20 protein-coding genes and 4 pseudogenes are annotated in these 16,512 nt (G+C 69.2%); 16 read left to right on the top strand and 8 right to left on the bottom strand.

Annotation, left to right across the window (positions count from 1 at the left end; all coding sequences use genetic code 11):
• Positions 1–240: 240 nt before the first annotated feature.
• Positions 241–1,077, top strand: a complete 837-nt coding sequence (locus AB0H57_RS29075) for an alpha/beta hydrolase (RefSeq protein WP_357511867.1) — start codon at positions 241–243, stop codon at positions 1,075–1,077.
• Positions 1,078–1,086: 9 nt separating this feature from the next.
• Entirely contained in the window at positions 1,087–1,953 is an 867-nt protein-coding gene (locus AB0H57_RS29070) for a helix-turn-helix domain-containing protein (RefSeq protein ID WP_357511866.1), read from the top strand.
• 175 nt (positions 1,954–2,128) lie between these two features.
• Here AB0H57_RS29070 and AB0H57_RS29065 read toward each other — a convergent pair whose 3' ends face one another.
• On the bottom strand, positions 2,129–2,530 hold the full coding sequence (locus AB0H57_RS29065) for a tyrosine-type recombinase/integrase (RefSeq protein ID WP_357511865.1): 402 nt from the start codon (positions 2,528–2,530) through the stop codon (positions 2,129–2,131).
• A gap of 234 nt (positions 2,531–2,764) precedes the next feature.
• The gene (locus AB0H57_RS29060; protein WP_357511864.1) at positions 2,765–3,340 is read right to left on the bottom strand and encodes a hypothetical protein; all 576 of its coding nucleotides are present in this window, start codon (positions 3,338–3,340) and stop codon (positions 2,765–2,767) included.
• Positions 3,341–3,460: 120 nt separating this feature from the next.
• Here AB0H57_RS29060 and AB0H57_RS29055 point away from each other — a divergent pair.
• Positions 3,461–3,877: pseudogene (locus AB0H57_RS29055) on the top strand (conjugal transfer protein TraC); the annotation flags it as partial.
• Between the two features lie 196 nt (positions 3,878–4,073).
• On the opposite strand, the gene AB0H57_RS29050 reads toward AB0H57_RS29055, so the two are convergent.
• The 3 genes and pseudogenes from AB0H57_RS29050 to AB0H57_RS29040 form a co-directional block, all read right to left on the bottom strand.
• Positions 4,074–4,445, bottom strand: a complete 372-nt coding sequence (locus AB0H57_RS29050) for an antibiotic biosynthesis monooxygenase (RefSeq protein WP_357511863.1) — start codon at positions 4,443–4,445, stop codon at positions 4,074–4,076.
• A 222-nt stretch (positions 4,446–4,667) separates the two neighbouring features.
• Positions 4,668–4,964 (bottom strand): tyrosine-type recombinase/integrase, encoded by a 297-nt coding sequence (locus AB0H57_RS29045; RefSeq protein ID WP_357511862.1) that lies wholly within the window; start codon positions 4,962–4,964, stop codon positions 4,668–4,670.
• A pseudogene (locus AB0H57_RS29040) lies at positions 4,961–5,784 on the bottom strand (IS5 family transposase). Before AB0H57_RS29040 ends, AB0H57_RS29045 begins: the two are co-directional and overlap by 4 nt.
• Positions 5,785–6,481: 697 nt before the next feature.
• Between AB0H57_RS29040 and AB0H57_RS29035 the strand changes: the two are divergent.
• The 5 genes from AB0H57_RS29035 (at position 6,482) to AB0H57_RS29015 (ending at position 9,863) form a co-directional block, all read left to right on the top strand.
• Positions 6,482–7,318 carry a type II CAAX endopeptidase family protein gene (locus AB0H57_RS29035; protein WP_357511861.1) on the top strand — a complete coding sequence of 279 codons (837 nt, stop codon included), beginning with the start codon at positions 6,482–6,484 and terminating at the stop codon, positions 7,316–7,318.
• A complete protein-coding gene (locus AB0H57_RS29030; RefSeq protein WP_357511860.1) occupies positions 7,315–8,592 on the top strand; it encodes a sensor histidine kinase in 1,278 nt (425 codons plus the stop codon). Before AB0H57_RS29035 ends, AB0H57_RS29030 begins: the two co-directional genes overlap by 4 nt.
• Positions 8,580–9,221, top strand: a complete 642-nt coding sequence (locus tag AB0H57_RS29025) for a response regulator transcription factor (RefSeq protein ID WP_357511859.1) — start codon at positions 8,580–8,582, stop codon at positions 9,219–9,221. The genes AB0H57_RS29030 and AB0H57_RS29025 overlap by 13 nt, the downstream gene beginning before the upstream one ends.
• An 83-nt stretch (positions 9,222–9,304) precedes the next feature.
• A complete protein-coding gene (locus AB0H57_RS29020) occupies positions 9,305–9,442 on the top strand; it encodes a hypothetical protein (protein WP_357511858.1) in 138 nt (45 codons plus the stop codon).
• On the top strand, positions 9,432–9,863 hold the full coding sequence (locus AB0H57_RS29015) for an integrase (protein ID WP_357511857.1): 432 nt from the start codon (positions 9,432–9,434) through the stop codon (positions 9,861–9,863). The genes AB0H57_RS29020 and AB0H57_RS29015 overlap by 11 nt, the downstream gene beginning before the upstream one ends.
• A 310-nt stretch (positions 9,864–10,173) precedes the next feature.
• On the opposite strand, the pseudogene AB0H57_RS29010 reads toward AB0H57_RS29015, so the two are convergent.
• A pseudogene (locus tag AB0H57_RS29010) lies at positions 10,174–10,384 on the bottom strand (IS5/IS1182 family transposase); the annotation flags it as partial.
• Between the two features lie 22 nt (positions 10,385–10,406).
• Between AB0H57_RS29010 and AB0H57_RS29005 the strand changes: the two are divergent.
• The 3 genes and pseudogenes from AB0H57_RS29005 to AB0H57_RS28995 all read left to right on the top strand — a co-directional run.
• Positions 10,407–11,096: an IS3 family transposase gene (locus AB0H57_RS29005; RefSeq protein ID WP_357511856.1), complete on the top strand. Its 690-nt coding sequence runs from the start codon at positions 10,407–10,409 to the stop codon at positions 11,094–11,096.
• Complete coding sequence (locus AB0H57_RS29000; protein ID WP_357511855.1) at positions 11,060–11,203, top strand: IS3 family transposase; 144 nt, start codon at positions 11,060–11,062, stop codon at positions 11,201–11,203. The genes AB0H57_RS29005 and AB0H57_RS29000 overlap by 37 nt, the downstream gene beginning before the upstream one ends.
• Before the next feature lie 224 nt (positions 11,204–11,427).
• A pseudogene (locus AB0H57_RS28995) lies at positions 11,428–11,535 on the top strand (IS481 family transposase); the annotation flags it as partial.
• A 19-nt stretch (positions 11,536–11,554) separates the two neighbouring features.
• Here AB0H57_RS28995 and AB0H57_RS28990 read toward each other — a convergent pair.
• The gene (locus AB0H57_RS28990) at positions 11,555–12,076 is read right to left on the bottom strand and encodes a MarR family transcriptional regulator (protein ID WP_357511854.1); all 522 of its coding nucleotides are present in this window, start codon (positions 12,074–12,076) and stop codon (positions 11,555–11,557) included.
• Positions 12,077–12,179: 103 nt separating this feature from the next.
• On the opposite strand from AB0H57_RS28990, the gene AB0H57_RS28985 reads away from it, so the two are divergent.
• Positions 12,180–13,124, top strand: a complete 945-nt coding sequence (locus tag AB0H57_RS28985; RefSeq protein WP_357511853.1) for an EamA family transporter — start codon at positions 12,180–12,182, stop codon at positions 13,122–13,124.
• A 2-nt stretch (positions 13,125–13,126) separates the two neighbouring features.
• The gene (locus AB0H57_RS28980) at positions 13,127–14,032 is read left to right on the top strand and encodes an SDR family oxidoreductase (RefSeq protein ID WP_357511852.1); all 906 of its coding nucleotides are present in this window, start codon (positions 13,127–13,129) and stop codon (positions 14,030–14,032) included.
• A 281-nt stretch (positions 14,033–14,313) separates the two neighbouring features.
• On the opposite strand, the gene AB0H57_RS28975 is transcribed toward AB0H57_RS28980, so the two are convergent.
• Entirely contained in the window at positions 14,314–14,454 is a 141-nt protein-coding gene (locus AB0H57_RS28975) for a hypothetical protein (protein ID WP_357511851.1), read from the bottom strand.
• 365 nt (positions 14,455–14,819) lie between these two features.
• Between AB0H57_RS28975 and AB0H57_RS28970 the strand changes: the two genes are divergently transcribed.
• The 3 genes from AB0H57_RS28970 to AB0H57_RS28960 are packed head-to-tail and all read left to right on the top strand — an operon-like array spanning position 14,820 to position 16,452.
• Entirely contained in the window at positions 14,820–15,248 is a 429-nt protein-coding gene (locus AB0H57_RS28970) for a hypothetical protein (RefSeq protein WP_357511850.1), read from the top strand.
• Entirely contained in the window at positions 15,242–15,478 is a 237-nt protein-coding gene (locus AB0H57_RS28965; RefSeq protein WP_357511849.1) for a helix-turn-helix transcriptional regulator, read from the top strand. The genes AB0H57_RS28970 and AB0H57_RS28965 overlap by 7 nt, the downstream gene beginning before the upstream one ends.
• Positions 15,475–16,452, top strand: coding sequence for an NAD(P)-dependent alcohol dehydrogenase (locus AB0H57_RS28960; protein ID WP_357511848.1), 978 nt, complete (start codon positions 15,475–15,477; stop codon positions 16,450–16,452). Before AB0H57_RS28965 ends, AB0H57_RS28960 begins: the two co-directional genes overlap by 4 nt.
• Positions 16,453–16,512 lie beyond the last annotated feature (60 nt).

Genomic DNA, 16,512 nt, shown 5'->3' with positions numbered 1-16,512 from the left:
GCCCGCATCCGCAGCGAACGACAACGACGCTGGGGCCAACCCGCCACCCGCGCAGCCTGACCAACACCGTCAACGTTCGTGGTCACGGCACTAGATGAGGACGGCGGTGGCTTGGGTGGGTGGCCAGATGGGCCGTAACGCCTCGCGCCAGGCCGCGTGCAGCTCAGGGTGGGCCCCGGCCCACTCCACGACGACATTTGTCCAAGACTGATAGCCGGCAGCCCATGCATCATCCCCTGCATGAGTGAGCACGACGTTGAGCAGTCGCAGGCGATGCATGTGGTCCACGACGGCCCGCGGCAGGCGCCGCCGCTGTTGCTCATCCACGGATCAGGGTTCTCGGGCGGCTCCTGGAGCCCGGTGGTCCCGGCACTGGCCGGTCACCATCACGTCATCCGGGTTGACCTCCCGGGCTGCGGCCAGTCCCCGCCCGGGCTGTCGTACGACGTGCCCGTGCAGGCGGGCCGGGTGGCGGCGCTGCTCGACGACCTCGGCCTTCGTCGGGTCGCCACGGTCGGGCACTCCAGCGGCGGGTACGTCGCCACCGCGCTTGCCGAACAGCGCCCCGACCTGGTGAGGTCGCTCGCGCTGATCAGCAGCGGCCCGAGTCCCGATGCGCTCCTTCCGCAGCCGGTCCTTCTTCGGGTCCTGTTGACCCCGCCTCTCGGCCCGCTGCTCTGGTTGAGGCGTTCGGACGCGATGATCCGCAGGGGGATAAGCGTGACCTGCGCTCGCCCCGTGGAGGTCCCGGACGACTTGGTCGCCGACCTACGAAGCATCACGTACCGGGCGATGAGGACGGTGCTGCGCCGCAACACCGCCTACATCGCCGAGCGGAGCGTGTCCGAGCGTCTCGCCGCCCTCGATGTCCCCGTGCTGGTGATCTTCGGTACCGCCGACCCCCGCTGGGAGCCGTCGTCGGCAGACCAGTACGACGCGGTGCCGAACGCGCGAGTCGAGCTGCTGCCCGGCGTCGGGCACATACCCATGCTCGAGGCCCCCGAGATGACCAGCGAACTGCTGCTGGGCTTCACGGCAGCAGTCGCTGACACCCCGCCCGTGCTCCCTCAGGCATAGACTGGTCACGTGCTGTCGACCGGGACACCACCCGACTGGGCGTCGGTGGAGATCGCAGTCCCGCGCCCGTCAGCTCGGCTGCCGGGGACCAGCATGGCCGGGTTCCGCCAACGTGCCCCCGCACTCGCGGACATCGCCATGGTCGCGCACCCAGCCGTCACCCTGCTCATCGACCTGAGCGAGGGGGAAGGCCTCGTCTACGACACCCATGGCCGGCACGAGCGCGGCAGTGTCGTCATCGGGCTTCTCCCCGGCAATCTTCGGGCAACTGGCCGAGGGGTCGGCGAATGCCTCCAGATCCGGCTGGAGCCGGCCGCGGCGGCAGCGGTGCTCGGCGCATCGACCGAACTCAGCGGGACGGTGGTATCCCTCGAAGATGTCTGGGGCCGCGACGCCGGGCGAGCCGAGGACAGGCTGCGCGCCGCCGCGTCATGGGACGAACGGTTCACGATCGCGGTAGAAATCCTCGGCCGACGGCTGGGCGCCCGTCCACCGGTCGATCCGGAGGTCGCCTACACCTGGCGGCGGACGCTCACCAGCCGGGGACGGGTACGGGTCGATGGCCTGGCGGACCAGGTCGGCTGGAGCCGCAAGCGCCTGTGGTCCCGCTTCCGGTCCCAACTCGGCATCACACCCAAACGCGCCGCCCAACTGGTGCGGTTCGACCACGCCGCCCACCTTCTCGCGACGGGCTACGCCGCCGCCAGCGTTGCCACCGAGAGCGGCTACGTCGACCAGTCCCACCTCCACCGCGAGGTCAAGGCGTTCACCGGACTTACGCCCACGGCCGTGGCCGTCGCGCCGTGGCTCGCGATTGACGACATTGCGTGGCCGGCTTCATCGCCAACTCGAGTCGGGTGGCGACCGCATCCCTGACCTTCGGTGAACAGCCTGCCTGCCACGATCTGGCGCCACGCGCCGCGCAGATTGAGAAAGCAGATTGAGAAACACGCCGTGTCAGGGCAGTTTCCGTCCGCGGCCGCTGCAATAGCGACCGCAAAGCGCACTCCATCGGCAGAGCCGTGAGCGCTGGCTATGTCCCGGAGGCCATTTACGCAGCGAGGATGTAGTTGGGGTGCCGGTCGATGTTCTTGCGTGCTCGGTCGTAGCGCATGGTGGTTCTCGGGTCGGCATGGCGGGCGGCGATCTGCACGTCGCGGAGGCTGACGCCGGCGTCGAGCGTCGTGGTCACGAACGTGTGCCGCAGCATGTGGGGGTGCATCCTCGGCATCCGGATCCCCGCCGCGTGGGCGAGGTGCTTGAGCTGGCGGGTGGCGGCGTGCCGGTCCATCCGCCGGCCGTGGGTGTTGCGCAGGATCGGCCCGCTAGTGCGCTCATCGACGGCCCGGTCAATGGCTCGGGGGACCGCGGGTGGCAGCGGGACCAGCACGACCTTGCCGCCCTTGCCCCGCACGCGCAGGAGCGACGTGGTCGAGCAGCCGTCGGATCTCATCGGCCGGTTCCGGCCACGGACGAGGCTGCAGCGACATCAAGCACCCGATCCTGCGGCCGAGACCAGGGGAAACCAACCGACCGCCACAAGATCATCCCAGCCAGAACAGCCAGGCCACGGTCAACACGCCGACCAGATCACCGAATCGCCAACAGCGTCGTACAGGGCCCAACGCGGCGTCGCGGTTGCCGTGCGCGTCGGGAGGTCAGGGGAAAGCGACGGGTGGGACGGTTTTCATGGATGCCCTTCTATCGATCGCGCAGGGGCATACGGATCTAGGTTTCTGCGTACGACGCCGCGGCGAAGGGCGTAGGCGATGGTGAGCGCGATGACGAGTGGGCCCCAGGCGAGGAGCGGCGCGTAGCAGAGGGCCATGATCGTGCCTGCCCCGCCGCGCGGAAAGTCGGGATTGGCGAGCGGGCCGTTCGGGGCCAGGGCGACCATCGCGCAGAGCGCCGTCACCGCTATCGCGCCGAGCAGGGCCGGCGTGATCACCGCCAGCGGCGGAATCGGTCGGCCTGCCAGCCGCGGGACCCAGGACGGCACCCGCTCACCCCATGACCGGACCAGGCCGAGTGTCAGGAACGCCGCAGCCTGCGAGACAACGGTAAGAACCCACACGTAGAGCAGGAAGGCTGGGCCCCGGTACATCTCGCCGAGGTCGCCGGTGAAACCGACGTCAACACCGAAACCGGCGGCGACCCGCCATGCCGCCGAGGGGACGGTGCACCACAGCGTCGCCCAGGCCGCCGCCTCTGCCCATCGCGGGACTGTGCCGTACGCCCAACGAGGGCCGCCGTGAACTCTCATACCACCAAGATCGTCGACTCGGGCGCTATGACGCCTCCCATCTTGAGGGGGTTCGTCTCCCGCACAAGAGGGAGGCTCGAATTCTCGGGCACACCCAACTTGGCATGACCGGCCGACCAGGATGCCATCTGGCGGGCGGTGGACGCCCCGCTCCCGGCTCGGCTGGCTACCCGCCGGCTCGTCGTGGTGGACGAGGCGTGGCTGCTGATGCGCGACGGCGAAGGATCGCGGTTCTTGTTCCGCACGTCCAAGGCCACCCGCAAACGCCACGCCGGCCTGACCGTCGTCACCCAGGATGTCGCCGACGTCCCGGGCGCCGACCTCGGCCAGGCCGTCGTCGCCAACGCCGCCACACAGGTGCTGCTCAAGTAGGCCCCGCAGGCCATCGACGCCATCGGCGACGCGTTCGGGCTGACCGCCGGGGAACGGCGACTGCTCCTCGCCGCCCGCGTCGGGCAAGGCCTGTTGATCTCCGGCACCAACCGGACCAGTTTCGAGGGCATCGCCTCCGACGCCGAGCACCTGCTGTGCACGACAGGCTTCGAGTTGGAGGAATCTGATCGGCGAACGGCACACCCGGTCGTTCGCTGGCGAAGGCAAGCGCCCGGATCGCGGCCAGATGCGTGTACGTGGACCGGGGCCGAAGTGCCGGTAGCCCGACGTCGCGCGGGCGATTGTCGACCGGTCGTACGCTTACCTGTCAGCACGAGTTGATCGACGCTGACCCGCAGGTCTATCCATCGCCGTCCGGCGCCGCATCTACACTGGAGCTTGCCGTGAACTCGTAGGCGCGCTCGACACGCGCTACCTCAACACGGTAACTCGCGAGCCAACTTTGCCGGCCGAGCTGCTGTGCTACCACATGCTCAGGGTTCCGCTTCCAGGCGCGGATCGATTCGGCGTCAGCATAGTAGATGACGACGAGGTCACTGCCGTCCGGCAGAACCGCTGACTCCCGGCCCAGGTAGCCAGGGTGAGTTTCGACCAGCTCCAACATCCGCTTGTTCATCTCGGCGTAGCCGTCGGGATCAGTTCCGCTCGGCATGATCGTGAAGACGGTGACATAGTACGGCGGTTCAGGCCGAGCGAAGTAAGGAGTGATCATGGCTCATGGTACTTGCACACCCGGCGAACTGATCATCCGGGATCGCGCGCCTGCGTAGTAGGTTGGGGTGCCTTTCGTGAAGTTGACGAAGGAGGGCAAGGGCAGCAGGTGGACCACGAACGCCCACGGACGCGATTACGCAAGACACGTCCAGGGACTTCGCGCGATCCGATATCCGCTCATTGGCAAAGCCGCGAGCGTTTGCTACGTCCCAGAGGCCATTTACGCAGCGAGGATGTAGTTGGGGTGCCGGTCGATGTTCTTGCGTGCTCGGTCGTAGCGCATGGTGGTTCTCGGGTCGGCATGGCGGGCGGCGATCTGCACGTCGCGGAGGCTGACGCGAGCGTCGAGCATCGTGGTCACGAACGTGTGCCGCAGCATGTGGGGGTGCATCCTCGGCATCCGGATCCCCGCTGCCTGGGCCAGGTGCTTGAGTCGGCGAGTGGCGGCGTGCCGATCCATCCGCCGACCGTGGATGTTGCACAGGATCGGCCCGCTAGGCCGTGTCTCCTGGATCATGGGTTGCGGCGGTCTGGTTTCGCGCGTAGCCAAATGAGGATGTCGGCGATCTGCACGGTGGCGCGGTAGCGGCAGGCGAGCTTGTCGTACCTGGTGGCCACGGCGCGGAACTGTTTGCGCCGGTTCATCAGCCGCTCGATGGTGTTGCGCTGCCGGTAGCGGTGCGGGCGGAAGGTGGGCGGGCGGCCACCACGTGATCCTTTCCGGGCGCGGTTGGCCTTCTGATCGTCCTTCTCCGGGATGTCGTGGGGGATGCGCCGGGCCCGCAGCGATCGACGGTTGCCGCGCGAGCTGTAGGCCTTGTCCGCGGAGAGGGAATCGAGGCGTTTGCGGGGGCGGCCGGTCCCGCCGGGGCGGGCCACGGCCACGTCGTCGAGCAGTCGCACCAGTTGGCGGGTGTCGTGGTCCTGGCCCGGGGTCAGGTGGCTGGTCAGGTTCCGGCCCCGCCCGTCACCGATCGTGTGGATCTTCGTGGTCCACCCGCCGCGCGACTTGCCGAGTCCTTCCCGTCGCGCTGCGTCACTGCTGCTCAGCCCCCTTTACGCGCACCCGCGGCGTGCTGATGAGCACGCACGATCGTGGAATCGGCGTTGCCGTGCCAGTCCAGATCCCCCGCGGCGTCCGCGTCAGCCTGCAGCATCGCCTCGATCCGCGCCCAGGTCCCGTCCTCCTGCCAGCGGACGAACCGCTTGTACAGCGTCTTCCACGGCCCGTACCGCTCCGGGACGTCCCGCCACGGCACCCCGGTCCGCACCCGGAACACGATCCCGTTGATCACCTGCCGGTGATCACGCCACCGCCCACCCCGCTGCGGTGTCATCGCCGGCAGCAACGGCGCGATCCGCGCGTACTCGACCTCGGTCAACTCGAAGCGTCCACCCACGACAGACGTGGATAGCCGAACTCCGTCCCAAGATCCAGGAGACACCCCCTAGTGCGCTCATCGACGGCCCGGTCGATGGCCCTGGCGACCGCGGGTGGCAGCGGGACCAGGACGACCTTGCCGCCCTTGCCGCGCACGCGCAGTACCCGGTGGCCGTGTTCCTCTCCGAGGTCGGCGATGTTCGACCCGCAGGCTTCAAATATGCGCAAGCCGAGCAGGCCCTTCCATGGACTCCAGGACGAGACTGCCCCACCGCCGCATGCTGACCTGTACGCCCGCGCCATTCCGCAGGCACAGCTGCACCGGCTGCCCGGGCGCGATCACCAGCTGCACAATGACCTGAGCGAGGTGGCGAAGACGATAGTTCCTGACGACCGCGGACCCGTCACCAGGGATAGCGAGGTTTTCGCGCCCTCGATAGGTGCCGCGTCGAGCTGCTTCCAGCCGAGCGGCCGGCGGCCACCGAGGCGCAGATGAGGATCCTTCAAGTGGCACACGCTCCGCCGCTACACTGGAGGCTGTAGTCGGGCTTGACACGCACGGAACGCCGCGCTGACCGGGGTGCAGAAAAGTGCAGTAGAACCGGGTGGCTGGGTGCAGCGCGTAGAGCCGCCCTGGCCGGCATCGTCGAGGCGTGATCGATGAGCGAACGACGACGCCGTCTCAGGCGTACGAGGAATCCCGACGGGGCGCGGCGCACCCCCGGATGCCGTTGGTGGTGCTCTGGTTCTACCTGGTGACCTGTGTGGCTGCGGGGCTGTTCGGGCTGGTGCAGCCCGCTCTGGCGATCGATCCGGTGATCATCCAGTTCAATCAGTTCGGTCCCGCTGTGGGTGTGCTGGCGGTGTTGCTGGCTTGGCGGGGTTGGCGACCTCCGCTGGCCACCGGGTTCGGCCTGTCCCGCCACGTCCTGATCCGGCTGGTCGTCCTCGTCGTGCTGGTGGGGGTGATCTTCGCGGTGTTTGTGGGCATCACCGAGCTGGCCGGTGTGTCGCGGCACGGCCTCCGCCCGGGGCAACTGCCGCACCCGTTCTGGCTGATTCTTGCCGCGCAACTGATCGGCGCCTGCGGCGAGGAGTTCGGCTGGCGGTGCTTCCTCCAGCCGTACCTGCGGGCCCGCTTCGGGGTGGTCTCCTCGGGCACCCTCGTCGGGTTGCTCTGGGGAGTGTGGCACGTCCAGGTCTTCAGTCGCGGGCCGGTGTTCACCGCCGGTTTCCTGGCCATGGCGGTCGCGCTGTCGATCATTCTCGCCGCGCTGCAGGAGCAGTCCCGCCACGGAATTTTGATCATCGCCGGTGGCTTCCATATGCTCGTCAACATCGGCATGCTGTTGCTGACCAACGACTCCGACGGCGACGCCGTCCAGTTGTCTCTCACCGCGGCGTGCGTGCTCACCGCGTGCGGCGTGCTCCTCGTCGCCGCGCGGCGGGGCATCGCGCTCACCAGAGTCGGGGGAGGAGACCGGGCGTGAACGACATCCTTGCCTCGGAACGCACTGGCTGGCCGGCCCGGCTCGCGGCTCCCGGACGCGGCCTGCTGCTCGTCGGCCTGGCACTGGCCGAGGCCGTCGTGGCCTGCGTGGTCGCGGCCACGGCCATGCTGATCCCGCTCGGCATCGGGCTGTATCTCTTTCCGCCCTCGGTGGCCTGGCTGTCCGGTCTGGCCGAACGCGCCCGCCGGTATGCCAGGCGGTGGTCCGCGGTGACGGTGGCCTACCCCGAGCCGGCCCGGCCGGCCGTGCCCGCCGGGCTGCCGGGGCGGCTTCGCTGGTGCGGGCGAACCCTCACCGACCGCGGGTTCTGGTACGAGTACCGCTGGTCACTGATCGACCCGATCGTCGGGGCGTTCGTCGCCGGCATCCCGTTCTCGCTCGTCGTCTACGGCGTCTTCGGTGCGCTGGTGCAGCCGTTCGTCTGGCAGCCCATCGACCGTGCCGGCGGGAGCAACTGGTACACGGCTGTCCACGTCAACACCTTGCCCCGGGCGCTGCTGGCGGTGCCGATCGCAGTGGCGGTCACCGTGCTCGGGCTCTGGTGCGGACCGTGGCTGCTGCGTGTGCATGCCCGGCTGACCCGGGCGTTGCTCACCCTGGACCGGACCGAGGAGCTGACCCGCCGGGTCGAGCAGTTGGCCGGGACCCGGGCTGCGGCCGTGGACAGCTCGGCCGCCGAGCTGCGCCGTATCGAGCGGGACCTGCACGACGGCGCGCAGGCCCGGCTGGTCGCCATGGGCATGAGCCTGAGCAACGCCGAGCGGCTGATCGAGCGCGACCCCGAGACGGCGCGCGCCCTGGTCGCGGAGGTACGCCAGAACTCGTCGAAGGCGTTGCAGGAACTACGCGACCTGGTTCGGGGCATCCACCCGCCGGTGCTCGCCGACCGTGGTCTTCCTGACGCGGTGCGGGCGCTCGCCCTCGACAGTCCGCTGGATGTTCAGGTCGATGCCCGACTGGCACACCGGCTGCCGCCGCCGCTGGAGTCGGCGGTCTACTTCGCCGTGAACGAGCTGCTGGCCAACACGGCCAAACACTCCGGAGCGGACCGGCTCGACATCGGCATCGCACTGGACGAGGGACTGCTGCGCATCCGGGTACGCGACGACGGGTGCGGTGGCGCGGACCCGTCCCGAGGCAGCGGGTTGCGCGGGGTGCAACGCCGGCTGGCGGCCTTTGACGGGACGCTGCGGGTGGACAGCCCGGCCGGCGGCCCGACCGTGATCGAGTTGGAGGTCCCGTGCGGGTCGTGATCGCGGAGGATCTGTTTCTGCTGCGGGACGGGCTGGCTCGGCTGCTGCGTGAGCACGGGTTCGCGGTCGACGCGGTGGACAACGGCCCCGAGCTTCTTGACCTGCTGCTCGACGATCCTCCCGGCGTGGCGGTCGTCGACGTCCGGCTGCCGCCCTCGTTCACCGACGACGGGCTGCGTGGGGCGCTCGCCGCCCGCCGACGCCACCCTGGCCTGCCGATCCTGCTCCTGTCGCAGTACGTCGAGCAGCTTTACGCCCGCGAGCTACTTGCCGACGGTGCCGGCGCGATCGGGTACCTCCTCAAGGACCGGGTCTTCGACGCCGAGCAGTTCCTCGACGCGGTCCGGCGGGTGGCCGGTGGCGGAACCGTGCTCGACCCGGAGGTCATCACCCGACTGCTGCGCCGCAACGACGCCAGAGGAACCGTCAGCGCCCTGACCGAACGGGAACGTGACGTGCTCCAGCTGATGGCCGAGGGCCGTTCGAACTCGGCAATCGCCGCTGCGCAGCACGTCAGCGACAGCGCGGTCACCAAGCACATCGCGAGCATCTTCGGCAAGCTCGACCTGGCACCGTCTACCGACGACAATCGCCGGGTGCTCGCCGTGCTTGCCTACCTCAATCAGTGACCGAGCAGCAGGTGCCGCCTTGAGTACTGCGGGCCCCTCGCCCTCGGGCTGCCGGCGATCCTGTTATTCGCGGCCAGGGCGCCGTGATCGCGCCCGGGCAGCCGCTGCTGCTCGCCGCCCTGGTCGCCCACGACCTGCTGGTGATCCACCCGGCTGGTACCGTCGCGCGGCTGATCACGGACTTGCACGCCCAGGTGATCGGAGATCGTCGTGTCGGCTGATCCCGCCCGCGTCGCCGCCGCCCGGCAACTGCTGATCCACCTCGGTGTCACGATCGCCGATCTGCAGGCTGAGCCCGGTCCGAGCCTGCCGACACTCGCTGAGTACTTGCCCCACGTCGTCGCGGCAGCGGGGCCTGGTGCCCGCCGCACGTATGGCACGTACTGGAACCGCATGGCCGCCGCGTGGGGTGATCGAGCCTTGGACGCCATTGCCGCCAGCGACATCGAGGCCATGCAACAGCAGATCGCCGCGACGGCCCGGTCACGGCGTCACAGCCGCAGCGGCCGGCACGCCGGCGAGCACGTCATCGCCGCCGCTCGCGCCATCTACAACCGGGCCATCGCCGGCGGGCTGATCGACGCCGTGGCCAGTCCCGCCCATCGGGTGGTCAAGCCCCGCCGGTGGCCGCCTAACGGATAGCCAGCGACTCGCCCGAGTTCAACAGAGAACTGACGGCGGCCACCACCGTCGTTGGGTCGAGACTGTCGAGTACCAGGTCAGGTTCGTAGGAGGTCAGCTCTTGACGTCAAATCCGGTGAGCGACGACGGCGACACGAAAGCCGGCGTGACGTGCGCAAGCGATATCGTTCGCGGCCTGCCCGGGGGTCAGCGGGTGCGTGCGGCCGGTGTAGCGCAGCCGTCCCCGCCGGTCGAAGCGGCCCAGCAGCAACGTCTCGGGCCCCGACTCGCCGACGCTGGCCGAGGTCTGCGTCTCGGGGTCGAAGGTCGGCGGTCGGCCGCCCTTCGACCCTTTCTTGCGCCGGTTGGCAACCGGTCGACCTTGATCGGGATGGTCGCCTTGATGCCGCGCCGCCGCAGGTGCTCACGGCTTGTGATCGAGCTGTCGGCCTTGTCGGGCAGGATCCGGTCCGGGCGGGTACGCGGACGCCCGTCATCGGGTCGGGGACCCGTATCTGGGCCAGCACCCGGGTGAACTGCGGTCGACCCGACCCGGCGACGGTCATGACGTTCATTTATGAACACCGTGACCAGTTCGCGGTCGCGCTCCTGCTACGGGTCCTGAACGTCGGCGCCTCGACGTACTACGCGTGGGTCAAGCAGGTCGAACAGCCGTGCGACCGGGACGTGGTCGACCTGGGCCTGATCTCCAACATCCACGAGATCTGGGAGACATCGGGGCACACCTACGGCGCGGACCGGGTGCACCGACAGCTACGTCGCGACGGCATCCGCGTGGGCCGCAAGCGGGTGGAGCGGCTGATGGCGCAACAGGGCTGGCAGGGCGCGTTCCTGCGCCGAGGCTGGCGCGGCGGCTCCACGAAGCAGGACCCACGGCACACGCCAGCGCCGGATCTGGTCAACCGGCAGTTCACCGCAGCCGGGCCGAACCGGCTCTGGGTCGCCGACGCCACCCGCATCCCCTGCGGTGAAGGCGTGTTCTGGCTGGCCGCGGTCCGAGACGCGTTCTCCCGCCGGATCGTCGGGTGGAAGACCTCCGACCGCTGCGACACCGACCTGATCCTCGCCGCCCTCGAATACGGAATCTGGTCACGCGATGTCCGCGACGGCCAGTTGATCCACCACAGCGACCGCGGGTCGACTACACGTCCTTCCGCTTCGCGGAACGCTTACAGGACAACGGAATCCTGCCGTCCATGGGCTCCGTCGGCGACTCGTTCGACAACGCCCTGATAGAGAACTTCGGGTCCACCCTGAAGATCGAACTCGTCTACCGCACGACCTGGCGGACCCGAGACGAGGCCGAGAACGCGATCTTCGCCTACATCGACGGCTGGTAGAACACCCGCCGCATCTAGAAGGAACTGGGCTACCTCAGCCCCGACGAGTACGAAACCGCCTGGCACACCCGCCAGCACGACCTGTCCGAGCCAACAATCGCTACCCCTGCACCAGCCGGCAGCAGGTAACCACCGCTCCATCAAAGCGGGGGGAACTCACTACCCCGTCCTGTCAGGGACGACATCCCGGCTGATGGCGAGCACGGCGAGGCGGTCGAGGCCCGATGACCCATGCCAACGCACCTCTTGCCATCGAAGGCCGACGACGCCTGGTCGAACGCTACACGGACTGTCCCATCGCCCACGTAGCGGCGGAGATGGGCATCTCACGAGACGCAGGGTCCCTACACGTCAGTCTCGTGGGTTGAGGGGGTTGCCGGGGGAGTGGTCGCCGAGGCTGGTGAGTAGCTTGCGCAGTAGTCCGGCGAGCTGGTCCTGGTCATCGCCGCTCAGCTCGTTGAGCAGTTTCGCCTCCAGGCCGACGTGGGCGACGACGACGTCGTCGATCAGCTCTCGGGCGCGTTCGGTCAGCGTGATCAGCACGCTGCGGCGGTTGGCGGGATCGACCTCGCGGGTCACCAGGCCTCTGGCGACGAGGCGGTCGATCCGGTTGGTGATCGCTCCGGAGGTGACCATCGCCGATTCGACCAGCTGCCCGGCGGTGAGCTGATACGGAGGCCCGGACCGGCGCAGCGTCCCCAGTACGTCGAATTCCCACAGCTGCAGGTCATGCGCGGCGAAGTTGGCGCGAAGCTCACGCTCGAGGAGCCGGGAGGCGCGCTGGATCCGGGCCACCACGCCCATCGGTGTGGGATCGATGTCGGGCCGCTCGGTCCGCCACTGGTTCAGCCGCCAGTCGACGTTGTCCTCCACGAGCCTGCCGCCTCCAGAATCTCTCAACGTGAAACTGTTTGACGCTAGCCTAGCAGTCGCCTACTCTCGTCAACGTTGAACAGTTCAATGTTAAGGAGTTTGGATGGCCCAGACCCTGAGCCGGCCGGACGCGGGCACCGCGTCCGCGCCCGCCGGCACGATGGGACTGACCGCACTGACCGCGACCGCGCCGATCAGCTGGGGCACCACGTACCTCGTCACCACCGAGTTCCTTCCGCCCGACCATCCGCTGGTGTCCACGGTGATCCGCGCGCTGCCGGCCGGGCTGATCCTGCTCGCGTTCACGCGTAACCTGCCGCGCGGTCAGTGGCTGTGGCGCTCGCTGCTGCTCGGCACCCTCAACATCGGCGCGTTCAACGCGCTGCTGTTCGTCGCCGCCTATCGATTGCCGGGCGGCGTCGCGGCGACCCTCGTCGCCGTCCAGCCGTTGTTCGTCGCCGGTCTGGCATACCTGCTGCTCGGTGAGCAGCCAACCCGTTGGCGGGTCGGCTGGGGCCTGGTCGGCGTGGTGGGCGTCGGGTTGATCGTCCTGCGCGGCCAGCTCTCCTTCGACCTGATTGGCGTCCTGGCCGGCATCGCGGCCGCCGCTGTGATGGCCGGCGGGGTCGTCCTGACCAAGCGTTGGGGTGCTCCGGCGGGCGCCGGCGCCGCGACCATCGCCGGCTGGCAGCTCACCGCCAGCGGTCTCGTGCTCCTCCCGCTCGCGCTCGGGTTCGAGGGACTTCCGTCCGCACTGGACCACCGCGCCATCGGCGGCTACGCGTGGCTGTCGGTCGTGGGCGCCCTGCTGTCGTACGTGGCCTGGTTTCACGGCATCGGCAAGCTGCCCGTGGTCGCCATGTCGTTCCTCGCCCTGCTCTCGCCCGTGGTGGCCACGGTCCTGGGCTGGCTGTTCCTCCACGAGTCCCTGACGCCCTGGCAGGGCGTCGGGTTCGCCCTCGCACTGACCACCATCGCCGCCGCCCAATCGACCCCGGACGCCGTCCGCAACCTGGTCGGCATCCCGGCCACCAACAAGGGAGCATGAATATGTCACGCACAGTGCTGATCACCGGAGCCACCGGAACTGTGTCCACCGCCCTGCGAAAAGCCCTCAAGGGCGCCGATGTTAAACTTCGCGCTCTCGTCCGAGACGAGGCCAGCGCCGACGGCCTACGCCAGCAGGGCCTCGACGTCGTCATCGCTGACCTAAATGACCCCCGCTCCCTGCCGGCCGCCTTCGAGGGCGTGCAGGACGCCTGGTTGCTCACTCCGAACGGCCCGCGCGCTCCCGAGCACAACATGAACGCCGTGTGGGCCGCACGGCAGGCCGGTGTGGAACGCATCGTGCGCCTGTCCGTCGTCCGCGCGGCACACGACGCGCCGAACCGCAGCGGCCGGCTGCACGCCCTGTCCGATCGGGAAACCGAACGGTGCGGCCTGCGCTGGACGATCCTGCGGCCGCACTGGTTCATGCAGAACCTGCTGAACGAGGCGAGCGACATCGCCGCCACCGGCACGTTCTCGCTGAACATGGCTGCGGCGCGCATCGGCATGATCGACGCACGCGACATCGCCGAGTGCGCCGCCCGCGTGCTCCTCGACGACCCGGACCGCCACCACGGCCAGACCTACACCCTCACCGGTCCGCGCTCGCTGACGTTCGACGAGGTCGCCCACCAGATGAGTCTCGCTCTCGACCGGTCTGTCACGTACCTGCCGGTCAGCGACGACGCCAAGCGCAAGACACTGCTCGGCTACGGCGTGCCGACGTGGATCGTCGACATGCTCGAGGAGTACGCGCAGGCGTACGTCACCGGCTGGGGAAACGTCACCACCGACACCGTCGCCGACCTGCTCGGCCGCCCCCCGCGCGACATCGCCGACTTCGTCCGCGACCACGCCTCGGCGTTCACCCCCGCCGCCGACGACAACAGAAACCAAGATCGAGGCTAGCCAGGCGGTCACCACGGCGACCGCATCCGCCCTGGCTGTTAAGCGCCCGAGGACGTCCACCAGTTGCCGCCCCAGGCCGGTGCAGGCCCCCGTGTCCAGGCGGTACGTCACGTAGCGGCCGCGGCGCGCCGAGATCAGCAGCCCGGCCACCTTGAGCACCGCGAGGTGGCCCGGAACCTCCGGCGCCGTCACCCGCCAAAAGTCGGTCAGCTCGCCAGACGTGTGCGGACTCGGGCGAGCGTGCGGCAGAAAAGTAGCCGCAGCGGGGTGCGCAAGCGCGGTCAGCCCGCTCCGTCGCGCTGGCCGGCACCCGGATGGCCGGTCTGCGCCCGGTCGTCGACGACGAGCAGTCGGCTCTGCTGCGGATTCTGGTCGACCGGCGCCGGTCCCTCGGCGAGGACCACACCCGGATGGTTCCCCATCTGCACCAACTGCTGCTGGAACTGATCCCCGGCGGGGCGAAGAGCTGTCCGCCGCCCAGGCCAAGGCCCTGCTGGCCACGGTCAGACCTCGTGACGCGGTCGGGAAGGCCCGACGTCGGGTCGCCGCGGAGCTGATCAGCGACCTCGAACGGGCCTACCAGCGCTCCAAGAAAGCTCAACGGGCCTGGTGGGGGCGCGTACGGCCTTTCAGTCCGGCACGTCAAGCCGCAATTGACTGCCCGCGCTGGCCGCGAGTGCGCGCCCAACCGACGAGGCCGTGGTGGGGATGTAAAAAAATATGGACACGGTGTCAAGTATGGGTTACCTTCGCCGTGTCGAAGATTTTGTACATCGAGGAGCTGGTCATGGCACACCGAGAGAAGCGCGCGTGGATCATGTTGGTCGTCGCCGTAGTGGCGTACGCGATCTACGTGACGATCGTCGTGGGCCGCACGGGCGGGCGGCCTCTGGCCGACGTCCCCTACGCCGCGGCGCTGTTATGGACCGTGGGCGCGTCGATCGTGGCGAACATCGTGGCCGAGATGGCGATCGGCATGGTGAGCCCGAAGGCGGCACGCGTGGCCGACGCCCGGGACCGGCAGATTGGCCAGCTCGGCGACCACGTCGGCCAGTCGTTCCTCGTGATCGGCGCGGTCGCGGCGATGCTGATGGCGATGGCCGGGTGGGACCAGTTCTGGATCGCCAACGTGATCTATCTGGCGTTCGTGCTGTCGGCGGTCCTCGGCTCGGTCGCGAAGATCGGCATGTACCACGGGCGGCTGCCGCAGTGGTGAAGCCGACCCGCGTGACCAACTCGATCCGGGCGCTGCGCTTCACGCATGGCGAGATGACCCAGGCCGAACTCGCCAGCCGTATCGGCGTGACCCGGCAGACCGTGATCGCCATCGAGCAGGGCCGGTACTCGCCCTCCCTGGAGACTGCCTTCCTCATCGCGCACGTCTTCGGCGTGCGGCTCGACGACGTGTTCCAGTACCCCGACACCTCCGAGGAGGAGACACCATGAAAGCCATCGTCCAGCACGTGTACGGCCCGGCCGACGTGCTGCAGCTACGCGACATCGACCAGCCGCCCGTCGGCGACGACGAGGTGCTCGTGCGGGTCCGCGCCGCTGGTGTGGACCCCGGCGTGTGGCACCTCATGACCGGCTACCCGTACCTGGTGCGCGCGTTCGGGTTCGGCCTGCGCCGACCCAAGGTGCCGGTGCGCGGCGTCGACCTCGCCGGGGTGGTGGAGGCCGTCGGCGCGGCGGTGACCGACCTGCGCCCCGGCGACGAGGTCTACGGCGTCTGCGAGAGCGGCTCGTACGCCGAGTACGCCACCGCGCGCCGCTGGCGGCTGGCGCACAAGCCGGCGAACACCACGTTCGAGCAGGCCGCGGCCGCGCCCATCTCCGGCGTGACCGCGCTGCAGGCGGTGCGCGACTGCGCCGGCGTCCAGCCGGACCAGCAGGTGATGGTCATCGGCGCCGCGGGCGGCGTCGGCAGCTTCGCCGTGCAGATCGCCAAGGCGTACGGCGCCACCGTGACCGGTGTGTGCAGCACCGGAAAGGCCGACCTCGTGCGGTCCCTCGGCGCCGACGTCATCGACTACACCCGCGACGAGATCGACCGCAACGGCGCCCGGTACGACGTCCTCATCGACACCGCCGGCAACCGGCCGCTGCGGCTGTTACGGCGCGCGCTCGCGCCCCGCGGAACGCTGGTCCTGGTCGGCGGCGAGAACGGCGGCGGTCCACTGCTCGGCGGCTTCGACCGAGCGATGCTGCGAGCACCGCTGCTGTCGATGGTCACCCACCAGCGGCTGCGCAACCTGGTCGCCAAGGTACGCGCCGCAGACCTCGACGAGCTGCGCCGACACATCGAGTCCGGCGCCGTCACGCCGGTCATCGACCGCGCCTACCCCCTCGGCGCTGCGCCCGACGCGATTCGGCACGTCGCCGCGGGCCACGGGAGGGGGAAGACCGTTGTCACCGTGTAGATACGCAACGCCTGCCGACCGAACACGCAATGTGCGAGAAACCCAGAGCCGACCACTTCG

Source organism: Micromonospora sp. NPDC050686 (genome assembly GCF_040654475.1).
In the GTDB taxonomy this organism is placed as follows: Bacteria; Actinomycetota; Actinomycetes; order Mycobacteriales; family Micromonosporaceae; genus Micromonospora.
Note: the sequence above shows the minus strand (reverse complement) of the source record. Positions and strands in the feature narration are given on the sequence as shown.

Coding starts and splice junctions, on each gene's coding strand:
- AB0H57_RS29060 (WP_357511864.1), bottom strand. CDS start 3,340: ATGAGAGTTCACGGCGGCCCTCGTTGGGCGTACGGCACAGTCCCGCGA.
- AB0H57_RS28985 (WP_357511853.1), top strand. CDS start 12,180: ATGGCCCAGACCCTGAGCCGGCCGGACGCGGGCACCGCGTCCGCGCCC.
- AB0H57_RS28970 (WP_357511850.1), top strand. CDS start 14,820: ATGGCACACCGAGAGAAGCGCGCGTGGATCATGTTGGTCGTCGCCGTA.
- AB0H57_RS28975 (WP_357511851.1), bottom strand. CDS start 14,454: ATGGGGAACCATCCGGGTGTGGTCCTCGCCGAGGGACCGGCGCCGGTC.
- AB0H57_RS29000 (WP_357511855.1), top strand. CDS start 11,060: ATGGGCTCCGTCGGCGACTCGTTCGACAACGCCCTGATAGAGAACTTC.
- AB0H57_RS28980 (WP_357511852.1), top strand. CDS start 13,127: ATGTCACGCACAGTGCTGATCACCGGAGCCACCGGAACTGTGTCCACC.
- AB0H57_RS28960 (WP_357511848.1), top strand. CDS start 15,475: ATGAAAGCCATCGTCCAGCACGTGTACGGCCCGGCCGACGTGCTGCAG.
- AB0H57_RS29045 (WP_357511862.1), bottom strand. CDS start 4,964: ATGATCCAGGAGACACGGCCTAGCGGGCCGATCCTGTGCAACATCCAC.
- AB0H57_RS29065 (WP_357511865.1), bottom strand. CDS start 2,530: ATGAGATCCGACGGCTGCTCGACCACGTCGCTCCTGCGCGTGCGGGGC.
- AB0H57_RS29075 (WP_357511867.1), top strand. CDS start 241: ATGAGTGAGCACGACGTTGAGCAGTCGCAGGCGATGCATGTGGTCCAC.
- AB0H57_RS29050 (WP_357511863.1), bottom strand. CDS start 4,445: ATGATCACTCCTTACTTCGCTCGGCCTGAACCGCCGTACTATGTCACC.
- AB0H57_RS29005 (WP_357511856.1), top strand. CDS start 10,407: ATGACGTTCATTTATGAACACCGTGACCAGTTCGCGGTCGCGCTCCTG.